This is a genomic window from Microbacterium tenebrionis (assembly GCF_903645325.1).
GTDB classification, from domain to species: domain Bacteria; phylum Actinomycetota; class Actinomycetes; order Actinomycetales; family Microbacteriaceae; genus Microbacterium; species Microbacterium tenebrionis.
Genome location: NZ_CAHJXQ010000002.1, coordinates 335,570 through 348,257, shown reverse-complemented (window position 1 = coordinate 348,257; position 12,688 = coordinate 335,570). Strand labels below are relative to the sequence as shown.

Here is a 12,688-nt window from a genome sequence, read left to right as displayed (position 1 = left end):
AACTCGTCAGCGCACCGGCATTGTCGACCGGATGCCACGCACAGAAAGTGAACTCGATGTCCTCTTGGATCAGCAGCGCCCCGACGCTCTTCGTCTCTTTGCTCGTCATCCTCGGTCCAGGTCTCCTAGTCTCCTCAGTTGGCGGTGCGCGAGGAATCACCCGCTGGGCGCTCGCTGCTCCGGTGTCATTTTCACTCGCAAGTCTTTCAGCGATCGTGTTTCCGCTGCTCGGCACCCCCTACACACCGCTGACGTTCGTGCTCTCCGCTGTGATAGCCGCGGTGGCGACTCTAGGTGTCCGACTTCTGTTGCGACGAACCAATCGGACACCCGCCAGGATCTGGGGAACGCCTCTCGTGGATCCGGATGATGGGCTTCCCTCGCAACGACGCGGGCTTTGGCTCCTGCTGTGCGTTCTCGCGAGTGCCTACTCGGTGGTGGCCTTGGCAGGACGACTCATGCGCGGCATCGGTGCACCGGAGAGCGTCGCTCAACTCTTCGACAATGTGTTCCACCTCAACGCTATTCGCCTCATCGCGGACACCCAGCAAGGGTCATCGCTCACTCTCGGAAACCTGACCGAGGCATCACAGGCGTTCTACCCTGCCGCGTTCCACGACATCACGGCTATCGTCATGACTCTCAGCGGTTCAGACGTCGCTGTCTCGATCAATGCGACATCGATCGTCCTGGCTGCCGTGATCTGGCCGCTAGCGCTCATATTCCTCGGGTCACAGCTCTTCGGACGACACCCCGCAGTCTTTGTCGCCGCCGCAGTGATCGCGCCAGCACTCGGAAGCTTCCCGTATCGCATGTTCTCGTTCGGCGTGCTGTACTCGTTCCTCGCGGGGCTGTGCATGCTCCCGATCGTCCTCGGACTACTGATCAACCTGTTCGGCGTAGCCCGGACGCGACATCTCCCCACCGTAGCGATCGGGATCGCCATAATCGGGACAGTCCCCGGTGTAGCGCTGACGCACCCTAGCGTCATCGTCGCCGCTCTCGCATTCTCGTTGCCGTTTGCGGTACAACGAGTCATCGCCGCGATGCGCAATCCCTCCGTGCCTCTCAGGGAACGCGCCATCGTATCGATCATCGGGGCGACCTACCTGCTCGCAACGGTCCTGATTTTTGTGCTGATCCGTCCCCCACTGTCCTCAGCACCGTGGAATCCGACCCAGTCGTACAAGGAAGCCATGGGGGCGGTACTTACGTTGTCGCCGGGCATGATCGCGGTGCAGTGGGGCGTGTTCGTCCTAGCCGCGGCTGGCATCATCTACTGCGTCCGCCATCCCTTCAGATTCTGGCCGGTGGCAGCCCTTGCCGCAGTCGGAGCTGTCATGTACTTTGCGTCAGCAGCACTCCCGAACGGGCTGCTGAGAGATCTGCTTTCGGGGGTCTGGTACCGCGATACTCAACGTCTCGCTGCACTGTTCGCGATTGCCGCGGCGCCACTGGCGATTCTCGGATTCGTCAGTACGGCTCGAGCGATCGTCGTGGTGCTGACATCCCTCCGAAAGTTCCGCTCGACTAACGCGCGCGAGCTGGTCTCGATCGTGACGGTTGTTGTTTTGATGCTGGGCACCATCGCCGCAACCCAGCGAGGTCCCGTCACACAGGCGGAGGAATGGGTCGCGATGTCGTTCGGCAACCGCGGTGGGTTCGCTCTCCTGAGCGATGATGAACGAGCTGTTCTCGCAGAGGCCGCTGAGATCATCCCTGACGAGGAGGTGGTTCTGGGGAGTCCACGCACCGGTGCCTCGTTGGTATACGCAGTCGCTGGCCGCTGGACGATTGCTCCGCACATCTTCGGCACTCGGACTCCCGAGGAGCAATTTCTGCTCGATCACTGGGACGAAGCGGGCATCAACCCGGACGTCTGCCCTGTGATTCGAGAGCTCGACGCCTACTGGGCGCTGGACTTCGGCTCAACCGACGTGCTCGGGGGCGAGCACAAGGAGCTCAAGGGTACCGACGCATTGGACTCGCGGGAGAACTCAGGCATTGAACAAAGGGCGTCGCGCGGTGACGCCGCACTGTACGAAGCGACGGCCTGCCGGTGAGTTCTCAGGTGCCGTTCCAGCGTGTGACAACATAGAGGTGTGAAGGGCATTATTCTCGCCGGTGGCTCGGGCACGCGGTTGCATCCGATCACATTGGGCGTCTCTAAGCAGCTGATTCCGGTGTACGACAAGCCGATGGTGTACTACCCGTTGTCGACGTTGATGCTCGCGGGCATCCGGGACATTCTCGTGATCACGACGCCGCATGATGCGGAGCATTTCGTGCGTCTGCTCGGCGACGGTTCCCAGTTCGGTATCAATCTGTCCTTCGCGCAACAGCCGTCTCCGGATGGGCTGGCGCAGGCGTTCACGATCGGCGCGGACTTCATCGGTGGTGACAGTGTCGCGCTCGTGCTGGGCGACAACTTGCTCTACGGACCCGGGCTCGGCAGTCGCCTTCAGCGATTCGAGAACATCGACGGCGGAGCAGTCTTCGCATATTGGGTTGCTGAGCCCGAGGCGTACGGCGTGGTGGAGTTCGACGCCGACGGGAACGCGATCTCGCTCGAGGAGAAGCCGGCTGCCCCCAGGAGCAACTACGCCGTACCCGGTCTGTATTTCTATGACAATGATGTGGTCGAGATCGCACGCCACCTCGCCCCGAGCGCGCGCGGCGAGTACGAGATCACTGACGTGAACCGCGCCTACCTGGAACGGGACAAGCTGCACGTCGAGGTGCTGCCCCGCGGCACCGCCTGGCTGGACACCGGCACCTTCGATCAGATGACGGACGCTGCGGATTATGTGCGCACGATGGAACGGCGCACCGCACTGAAGATCGGCGTCCCCGAAGAGATCGCGTGGCGACAGGGCTACCTCACCGACGACGAATTGCGCGAACGCGCAGAGAAGCTGGTCAAGTCGGGGTACGGCAGCTACCTTCTCGACACGCTCAAGAGAGGGCACGCATGAGCCGTCTGCTCGTCACAGGAGGGGCCGGATTCATCGGCTCGAACTTCGTCCACCACGTCGTGGGGAACACCGATCATCACGTCACGGTTCTGGACGCGTTGACGTATGCGGGCAACCGGGCGTCTCTTGCAGGTCTGCCCGAGGACCGGGTTGCGTTCGTGCACGGCGATATCACTGACGCGGCGCTCGTGGATGAGCTGTTCAGCGAGGCGGATGCTGTGGTGCACTATGCCGCTGAGTCCCACAACGACAATTCACTGCACGACCCGCGGCCGTTCCTCGACACGAACATCGTCGGTACGTACACGTTGCTCGAAGCCGCCCGTAAGCATGACACCCGTCTGCATCACATCTCCACAGATGAGGTGTACGGGGATCTGGAACTCGATGATCCGGAGCGGTTCACGGAGAACACGCCGTACAACCCTTCATCCCCGTACTCGTCGACGAAAGCCGGCAGCGATCTGCTGGTGCGGGCGTGGGTGCGTTCATTCGGGGTACGGGCGACGATCTCGAACTGTTCGAACAACTACGGGCCCTTCCAGCACGTGGAGAAGTTCATCCCCCGGCAGATCACGAACGTGATCCGAGGCATCCGCCCCAAGCTCTACGGCGCTGGCGAGAATGTGCGCGACTGGATCCATGCTGACGACCACTCCTCCGCCGTGCTCACCATCCTCGACAAGGGCGTCATCGGGGAGACCTACCTCATCGGCGCGGACGGAGAGCGCAACAACAAGGATGTCGTCGAGTTGATCCTGCAGATCATGGGTCAGCCTGCGGACGCGTACGACCACGTCACCGACCGTGCCGGGCACGACCTGCGCTACGCGATCGACTCCACCAAGCTGCGGACCGAGCTCGGCTGGGCTCCCTCGTTCGGAGACTTCGAGTCGGGGCTGTCCGCGACCATCGAATGGTACCGCGACAACGAGAGCTGGTGGGCGCCGTCCAAGGACGGCGTCGAGGCGTTCTACGCAGAGAAGGGCCAGTGAGCGAGATCTTCGGCAAAGCGCTGCAGCGCATCGAGACGCCGATCCCGGGGCTGGTGCTGTTCGAGCTGCCCGTGCACGGCGATTCACGCGGCTGGTTCAAGGAGAACTGGCAGCGCGAGAAGATGGTCGCCCTCGGCCTCGAAGACTTCGGCCCCGTGCAGAACAACATCTCGTTCAACGATGCCGTCGGCACCACCCGGGGCATACACGCGGAGCCTTGGGACAAGTGGGTCTCAGTCGCCACCGGACGTATTTTCGGAGCCTGGGTGGACCTGCGCGAAGGACCGACATTCGGCGCGGTCTTCACCACTGAGATCGACCCGTCACGCGCGATCTTCGTGCCGCGCGGCGTCGGCAATTCGTATCAGACTCTCGAACCCGACACCGCGTACGCCTACCTGGTCAACGACCACTGGTCGCCTGACGCCGAGTACGCGTTCCTGAACCTCGCCGATGAGACGGTCGCGGTCGAGTGGCCCATCCCGCTCAGCGAGGTGGAGATCTCCGACAAGGACAGAGCTCACCCGCGGCTGGCGGATGTCACCCCGATCCCCCCGCGCAAGATACTCGTGCTCGGTGCTGCAGGACAACTCGGCCTGGCGCTGCGGAAGCAACTCGGAGAGGCCCCACATATCGAGTACGCGACTCGCGCCGACCTCGACGTCACCTCACCCAGCCTCGACAAGGCACGCCGCTGGCGCGATTACGGCACCATCATCAACGCCTCCGCTTATACCGCCGTCGACGCCGCAGAGACCCCCGAAGGTCGCACCGCAGCCTGGCAGACGAACGCAATCTCCGTGGGATTGCTCGCTCGCATCGCGGACGAACACGGCATCACACTCGTCCATGTCTCCAGCGACTACGTGTTCGACGGGAAGTCCAGCGAGGCATATACCGAAGACGCTCCGCTGAGCCCCTTGGGAGTGTATGGGCAGTCCAAGGCAGCAGGTGACATCGCTGCCGCTACCGCTGCCCGCCACTATGTCATCCGTACCTCCTGGGTGATCGGCGACGGAAAGAACTTTGTGCGAACTATGGCATCGCTTGCCGAACGAGGCATCGATCCGAATGTGGTGAACGACCAGATCGGTCGCCTATCCTTCACGTCAGACATCGCCGCCGCCATCGCGCATTTACTCGACACCAATGCCGAGCACGGCACCTACAATGCCACGGGCGATGGTCCAGCGGTGTCCTGGGCTGATGTCGCCCGTGAAGTCTTCCGCTTCACCGGCCACGATCCGGCACGGGTCAGCGGCGTCAGCACTGAAACTTACTTCGCCAATGCGACGTCAGCTGTCGCGCCTCGCCCGATGAACAGCGTTCTCGACCTGAGGAAGCTCCAGTCGACCGGTTTTGTGCCTGCTGATTGGGCGACATCACTCGCTGGCCTTCTCGGCGCATCAGGAGGGGCCGCATGAGGTCGCTCTTTGGAATCGGACGGCGAGCGGAGCGCAGGACGTACTATGGTCTCGGTCGCAGCTGAGCGGCCTCGCACCGGAGTTGGTCGGTCGCACGGGACCCGGGCGGATATTCAATCACTGCGCGCCTTCGCCGTCGGGGCCGTCGTGCTTTACCACGTCTGGCCACTTGCGTTCCCCGGCGGGTACATCGGGGTCGATGTCTTCTTCGTGATCTCCGGTTACCTGATCACTGGACAGCTGATCCGACGCGCCTCGACAGGTAGCATCAATCTGTCCGAGTTCTGGGCAGCTCGTGCCCGGAGGCTCCTCCCGGCGAGCCTGCTCGTCCTGCTCGTGAGCGCGGTCGGGACCGTATTGTTCGCACCGGGCACAGTTGCAGCTCAGTATTTCCGATCGATCATCGGCAGTTCCCTCTATGTGGAGAACTGGTTCCTCGCTGCGGACGCTGTCGACTACCTCGGTGCCGATAACTCTCCGCCGATCGCGCAGCACTACTGGTCGCTGTCCCTCGAGGAACAGTTCTATGTGATCTGGCCGCTCGTCATCGCCGCCACAGCATGGTTTGCAGCCCGACGCGGGGGATCTCTCGTCCGTCGAAGCGCAGCAACGATCGCGGCGGTGACGCTCATCAGTCTGATCGCCTGCGTATGGCTCACGGCCGTTGACCCCGCGTCTGCTTACTTCGTCACACCAGTGCGTATGTGGCAGTTCGGCGCGGGCGCACTCGTTGCCCTGGTTTCGACGGTGATTCGCTCCGTCTGGGTGCGTTCGGTCCTCTGGGCGGGTGGCTACGCGGCATTGCTGCTCTGCATCTTCGCCTACGGCCCCTCAACGCCGTTCCCCGGATACGCGGCGATCCTGCCAGTCGCGGCCGTCGTAGGAATCCTGCTCTCGGGTCCCACCGCCCCGTTCACCCTGGCGCGTGCGCAGGAGTGGAGGCCACTGCAATGGGTCGGCGACCAGTCGTACGGCATCTATCTCTGGCACTGGCCGTTGATAGTGCTGCTTCCTTCGGTACTGGGCCGCGAGCCCGAACTGCCTGAGAACGTCGCGATCGTCGCTCTCACCGTGACGCTCGCTTGGCTGGCCAAACGATTCGTCGAGGATCCGATCCGGTTCGGCCGTGCGAAGAGCCTTCGACCTCGTCACGTCGCAATGCTTGCCGTGATCGCGATGGCAGTCGTGGTCGCCAGCGCCGGCGTGCCCTGGGCTGTGAACGCACGTTCCGCAGCTGCTGCGTCCGAGCAAGCGCAGTCCGAACTGGTCGACCCGGATGCCTGCAGGGGCGCAAGCGTGCTTCTCGAACCCGAATGCCGAGCAACATGGGACCGCACAACTCCGAGCGCCGACGTTGTTCCTCGGCTTGAAGGGCTCTACGACGACGTCGCCGGTGCTTTCAACTGCTACCGCCAAGATGAGAGTGCCGTGTTCGAACCGTGCACTATCGGTTCGAACGCCTCTGATGCTCGGCACCTCGCGATCACGGGAGACTCCCACGCGGCGATGCTCCTGCCCGCATTGAGCATCGCCGCCGAGTCCGAGAACTGGACGATCGACGTCTATATTGGGCGCGGGTGTCCGTGGCGCGCGGATGACGCCGAGAAGTGCCTTGATCGACGAACTCAGTTGACCGCGGATCTCATCGACGGCGATTACGACGCGGTGCTCGTCGCAGCATGGAACCAGCCTGATCTGACCGATTCCCAGCGTGCCGACAGTGCTGAGGCGTTTGCCACGACGTGGGGGCAGGCTGCGAAAGCGGGCGTGTCGGTCATCCCCGTCCTCGACAACCCAGGAGTTCCCGAAGCTTCAGCGACCTGCCTCACAAAAGCACCGAGTTTTCGTCTTTCAACCTGTGCCTTCTCTGCCGCCGAGAACCTGCGTCCCGATCCGCTCGAGATCGCGGCCAGGCAACTGGGCATCGGTACGATCGACTTGCGTGCTGCGTTCTGCACACCCGCGGGTGAGTGCCCGATGGTGGCTGGAGGTGTTGTGGTGTACCGGGACCTGCACCACATCAGCGGAACGTTCAGTAAGAGCCTCGCGCCGTACGTGTCCGCGGAACTGGCGTCGGCCCTCAACCGTTGACCGTGAAAGGCTCCACCATGACACCCCGTGTCTCGATCGTGATGCGTACGAAAGATCGTTCAGTGTTCCTCGAGCGGGCGTTGCGAAGCGTCGCGCAGCAGACTCTGTCGGACTGGGAGCTGATCATCGTCAATGACGGCGGCCTGCCAAGGGCTGTGCGAGATGTGGTTCGAGCCGTGAAAGTGCCCGACCACGCACGCGTGCACATCATCGACAACGATTCCCCCGCCGGTCGATGGCCTGCCGCGAACGCGGGAGTGCGCGCGGCGACGGGAGAATTTCTCATCCTCCACGATGATGACGACAGTTGGTCTCCCAGATTTCTCGAGCGCGCGGTTGGCTACCTCGAAACGCAACCGGATCGTCACGGTGTGGTTTCGCGCATCGAGATCGTGTGGGAACGACGCGAGGGGGAAGCGATCGTCGAAGAACGTCGGGAACGATTCCTACCCGGGAGCGTCGCTCCGCTTCTGATGGATCAGCAGCGATTCAATCATTTCGTCCCTATCGCGTTTCTGTATCGACGCTCGCTTCATGATGTGATCGGCCTGTACGACGAGAGCATCCCTGTGGTCGGCGACTGGGTGTTCAACACAAGAGTTCTCGAACTCGGCCCGTTGGAGTATCTCTCCGACGAGCCGCTGGTCTTTTGGCATCAACGCCCCACCTCCGTCGGAGCCGACAGCAACAGTGTCATCGGTGCACGCAATGAGCATGACCTCCACGACGCCTTGCTGCGCGATGCCGCCTTCCGCTCCTATGTCAATCTGCACGGTGCAGGCGGGATGCTCTACTTCGAGTGGCGGCTCAAGCAGCTCGAAAACGCGCTCAGGGAGGAAATGGCGTCACAGAGTCACGAAGCGACGAATCCGATTACGGTCGCGTTGCGACGTCTCTGGCGCCGCATACGGAGATGACGGGTAGCCTCCGATAGAGATGTCAGCTTCGATCCTCCGCTTTCCACGACGAATCACGTACTTCCCGACGTACCGCACGAACCCGTACCTGACGATGATGGCGCTCGCGCCGCTCGCGCACGGCACGACGATCGACGGCGCCATGACGTTCGTCCGCCTTCTGGACGCGGTGCGCGCCTCGGAGCGGCGCGACATCGTCCACGTGCACTGGACGACTCCGATCGTCCAGCATTGCAACACCCGTGCCGAAGCCCTCGCCCGCGTGTCGGCACTGGACGCAGAGATCCGCTCGATGCAGCGACGGGGCGGCAAACTTGTTTGGACTGTGCACAATCAGATGCCCCATGAGGTGCGGCATGAAGCTGAAGAGCGGTTGCTGATGCGGATGCTCGCAGATCGCGCGGATCTCGTCCACATCATGTCTCCTGGCACAGTGGAACTGCTTTCGGCCATCGTCGAGATTGACCCTGATCGAGTCCTTCAACTCGCGCACCCCAGTTACGCCGGTGTCTATCCGGACCCGCTGACGCGCGCTCAAGCGCGTCACTCCTTCGGACTCGACCACGATGACCTGGCTGTCCTTTTCGTCGGCCAGATGCGGGCGTACAAGGGCGTAGATGACGTGATTCATGCAGCACAGGATCTGGAAGTCGCAGACGGCAGGCGCGTCGTACTCATGCTCGCGGGGGCGGCCGAGCGGACGACGATCGACCAGGTCGAGAAGTTACTGCCGAACGATGCGCGATCGATCGTCAGCTTCAGCCGATTACCCGATCATGAACTCGGTCGCTGGCACCGTGCCGCAGACATTGTTGTGCTGCCTTACCGCCAGATTCTCAACTCGGGGAGCATGCACCTCGCCGCCACATTCGAAACACCCGTGCTCATCCCTGACCTTCCGCATCTGCGAAATGAGTTTCACCGCGAACCGTGGGTGCACTTCTTCGATACGAAGGATGTGATCGGCTCGATCCGCGAACGCCTGCGCACGCCGTTCGATCGCCCGGCTGCAGCATCCTTCTGGCCGTTCTTGAACGCTCGTTCCCCGTGGGTCTTCTCTCTGCGGTACGCTGACGCTCTCGCTCGCCTCGAAGCCGACGTCAGCGATGACCTCGCCCAGTAAGCCGTCGCAGCACGCTGCGAGGTGCCCGCACAATCCAGTGACGCCGACGAACGACGACGAGGTTGCCGTCGTAGTCGTCAAGAAGAAGAGGACGTCTCTGCTCGTAGCGCGGCACGACTCCCCGAAACGGCACACCGGTCACCGTACCGGTCGCGTCAATCGCAGCGATGGTGAGGGCGTGCCCGATCGGTAGTGCCCGTATGTCGAATTCCACATGGCGAGTGCTCTCGCAGTCGGGCACGGAATCTTGACGTGGACGCACCAGTCCACCGGTATGTGAGTCATGGAGAACCGGAACGGCAGCCGCACCGCCTGCAGCCACCGAGATACGAAGCACCCGGCTCTCGGCCTCTACGCTCCTGACCGTCATCCGACGACGAAGACGCACTTCCGCGTTCCCCAAACCGACAACCGCGTTAGTGAATTCCGGACGGGATCGCGCAAGCGCCTCCGCCAAGCGGTTCCAAGCACGAGCATCCTCGGGTACGAGAAGTTCAGCAGAACCGAGCAATGCGACGATGTCCTTCTCAACATCGAGTGATTCGGAATCGCAGAGAAGTGTGGCAGTGGCCGCTCGCAATCGTGCTGCTGGACCACGATCGGGCGCGCGCTCACTGGCAAGCAACACACGGGCGCCTTCGAGGTCCGCGTCCTCCAGAAGAGCGCAGACCGCTGCGAGCCGGGTGGGCATGCGGACAGTGCCTGCGTCGAGCAGCGACCGCAGCGCCGAGCCGACATCCGATATCGAGTTCTGCGAAGGCGCTCCCCGTGACCAGCGCGACAGCCGCGCAGTGACATCGGCGATCGGCACCGCGCGCACGCCGCTCGAGTGCGTTCTCAACGCATCCAACACTGCCGTCGTTCGATCGTCATCGCCTCCCGCGCCGTCGCGTCGGCGCACGATCAGTGGTTTCGAAAGGCGCGCCACCGATTCAGTCGATGACAAGGCTCGCGCGACGATTCCGTCGATGTCCGGAGGCGCATCAAGGGAATCGAGCACGTCGCGGAGAAAAGCACGACGAAAGATCAGGGCACGGCCTGGACAGTGCTGATCGTCCGCTTCGCGATGAGCGCCGATGGGGGAGGACCCATCAGGGTAGTACGCCACCTCGTTGCCGATGACGACATCAGCACCACCGCGCATCGCCGGTCGTGCGATCCTCCCAGCCTCAGGGGACAGCAACTCGCCACCGCTCAGCAGGATGACATAGTCAGTTTCGTCGGCTCTCACGGCCTCGTCGACCGTCAAGTGATGAACCAGATCACGTTTGCGATACGCCGCCCATCGCTGTGCAGCATTCGCTTGTGCGCGACCCCCCACAATACTCACCCGTACGGTGCCACTGGGTTGTGCCGTCGCGGACTCGAGCGCTTCCAGCACCCGGTCGTCCGCGCCCGTGATATCTACAATCGCCTCGATACACGGCATCGACGTGCGCGTCACCGAGACCTGAGCATTTCCACGGCTTCCTTCACATCGCCGTCGAACACCTTTTTTCCCGAGCGAAGGACGATCCCGCGCTCACACAGATCCTCGACCATGCCGAGATCGTGGCTGACGACAAGCATCGTCACACCCTTCTGAGTGAGTTCTTTGATCTTCTGCGTGCACTTCGCCCTGAACGGTGCATCACCGACCGACAGGACTTCGTCGACGAGCAAGATGTCGAGATCGACGTGGATGGCGACTGAGAACGCCAATCGCATGAACATGCCGGACGAGTAATGCTTCACCTCCTGGTCGATGAATTCACCGATCTCGGAGAAAGCCACTATGTCGTCGAATCGGGCTCGTGTCTGCTCCTCCTTCATCCCGAGAATGGCTGCGTTCAGAAACACGTTCTCGCGCCCACTGAGCTCCGGATGGAATCCTGCACCGACTTCGATCAGACCAGCCACGCGCCCGCGAGTGAGCACGACTCCCGCATCTGGCTCGAGCACCCCCGACACGAGCTTGAGCGTCGTGGACTTCCCCGATCCGTTCCATCCCAGAACGGCGACAGACTCTCCCTCACCGACTTGAAAGCTGACATCATCCAGGGCGACGAACTTGTCTGCTCGCACCTTCCGACCTCGAATCCAGCCGACGAACGCCTCTTTGAACGAATGGCTGTTTCGTTTGAGGAACTCCTTACGTACGTGGTCGACGATGATGCTCGGTTTGGTCGAAGTGCTGATCTTGATCTTGTCCATCACAAATCCTGTGCAAAACTGCGTTCGAAACGGCGGAACACCACCTGCCCCACCACGAGGGCGAGCAGCACCACGACGATGCCCACGAGAGTTGTCACTGTGGAATGAGGCGGCGTTGCACCTGGATCAGGCACCGTGGCACCCCAGAATGCGTTGTGGAACGCTTCGACTGCCACGGTGATCGGGTTGCTCATGTACACGTAGAACAGCCACGAGTGATCACCGAGTGCATCGCGTAGCAGCATCCATGTGTAGAGCACAGGCGAGGTCCACGTCGAGAACATCTTGATGAGGTCCACAAAGTTCTGCGCGTCACGGAAACGGACATTGAGTCCGCTGAAGAACAGTCCCATTCCAAGCGCAAACACCAGAACGAGCACGAGAGACCCGATCACTCCGATCAGCGCGAGCGCGCTCGGCGCCCACCCGACCAGCAGACAGACTGCGAGCAGGATCGCGAGCTGCGGAAGGAAGTGGATGAATGCCCCTATCACAGCAGTGAGCGGGAACAGCTCGCGAGGCAGGTAGATCTTGCGCACGAGTGCACTGTTCTCGACGATCGACTTCGTGGCGTTGTCAAATGCCTCGTTGAAGAGGTTTACAACGACGATTCCCGCGAACAGATATATCGCGAAGTTCTCGATTCCGCGATGAACCTGGAGGATGACCCCCATGACGAAGTAGTAGATGACGAACTGCGCGGCTGGTTTGACGTACGACCAAACCCACCCGAGCACAGAGTTCCGGTATCGAGTCGACGTGCCCTTCCTGAGGAGAACGCGAAGCAGGTACCTCCATCGGAAAGCATCGAGCAAGCCACGACCTCGCCCGGGTACGTCGTACTCAGCGACGTCCACGTAGTCACCCAGCAACAGTGTTCCCTTCTCGCCGGCGAACCGGCTTTTCCACCCCGTCGATACTAATTCAAGCTGCTTCCCCGACGTGTGCAAGGTCGCCGAGAACACACTTG

10 protein-coding genes are annotated in these 12,688 nt (G+C 62.0%); 7 read left to right on the top strand and 3 right to left on the bottom strand.

The window, feature by feature from the left end:
- Positions 1–56 precede the first annotated feature (56 nt).
- The 7 genes from HWX58_RS05015 (at position 57) to HWX58_RS04985 (ending at position 9,525) form a co-directional block, all read left to right on the top strand.
- Positions 57–2,063: a DUF6541 family protein gene (locus tag HWX58_RS05015; protein ID WP_175985917.1), complete on the top strand. Its 2,007-nt coding sequence runs from the start codon at positions 57–59 to the stop codon at positions 2,061–2,063.
- A gap of 39 nt (positions 2,064–2,102) precedes the next feature.
- Entirely contained in the window at positions 2,103–2,975 is an 873-nt protein-coding gene (rfbA, locus tag HWX58_RS05010) for a glucose-1-phosphate thymidylyltransferase RfbA (RefSeq protein WP_175985916.1), read from the top strand.
- Complete coding sequence (gene rfbB / locus HWX58_RS05005) at positions 2,972–3,970, top strand: dTDP-glucose 4,6-dehydratase (protein ID WP_175985915.1); 999 nt, start codon at positions 2,972–2,974, stop codon at positions 3,968–3,970. Before rfbA ends, rfbB begins: the two co-directional genes overlap by 4 nt.
- Entirely contained in the window at positions 3,967–5,394 is a 1,428-nt protein-coding gene (locus HWX58_RS05000; RefSeq protein ID WP_250646103.1) for a sugar nucleotide-binding protein, read from the top strand. The genes rfbB and HWX58_RS05000 overlap by 4 nt, the downstream gene beginning before the upstream one ends.
- Before the next feature lie 45 nt (positions 5,395–5,439).
- Positions 5,440–7,485: an acyltransferase family protein gene (locus tag HWX58_RS04995; RefSeq protein WP_217702948.1), complete on the top strand. Its 2,046-nt coding sequence runs from the start codon at positions 5,440–5,442 to the stop codon at positions 7,483–7,485.
- Between the two features lie 17 nt (positions 7,486–7,502).
- Positions 7,503–8,402, top strand: coding sequence for a glycosyltransferase family 2 protein (locus HWX58_RS04990; RefSeq protein ID WP_175985912.1), 900 nt, complete (start codon positions 7,503–7,505; stop codon positions 8,400–8,402).
- A gap of 94 nt (positions 8,403–8,496) precedes the next feature.
- Positions 8,497–9,525, top strand: a complete 1,029-nt coding sequence (locus tag HWX58_RS04985; RefSeq protein ID WP_175985911.1) for a glycosyltransferase — start codon at positions 8,497–8,499, stop codon at positions 9,523–9,525.
- Here the strand turns inward: HWX58_RS04985 and HWX58_RS04980 are convergent.
- From HWX58_RS04980 to HWX58_RS04970, 3 genes are read right to left on the bottom strand one after another with little or no spacing between them, the layout of a single operon-like run.
- Positions 9,503–10,969 (bottom strand): hypothetical protein, encoded by a 1,467-nt coding sequence (locus HWX58_RS04980; RefSeq protein ID WP_175985910.1) that lies wholly within the window; start codon positions 10,967–10,969, stop codon positions 9,503–9,505. The genes HWX58_RS04985 and HWX58_RS04980 overlap by 23 nt on opposite strands.
- On the bottom strand, positions 10,966–11,718 hold the full coding sequence (locus HWX58_RS04975) for an ABC transporter ATP-binding protein (protein WP_175985909.1): 753 nt from the start codon (positions 11,716–11,718) through the stop codon (positions 10,966–10,968). The genes HWX58_RS04980 and HWX58_RS04975 overlap by 4 nt, the downstream gene beginning before the upstream one ends.
- The gene (locus HWX58_RS04970; RefSeq protein ID WP_368356410.1) at positions 11,718–12,683 is read right to left on the bottom strand and encodes an ABC transporter permease; all 966 of its coding nucleotides are present in this window, start codon (positions 12,681–12,683) and stop codon (positions 11,718–11,720) included. Before HWX58_RS04970 ends, HWX58_RS04975 begins: the two co-directional genes overlap by 1 nt.
- Positions 12,684–12,688: the final 5 nt, after the last annotated feature.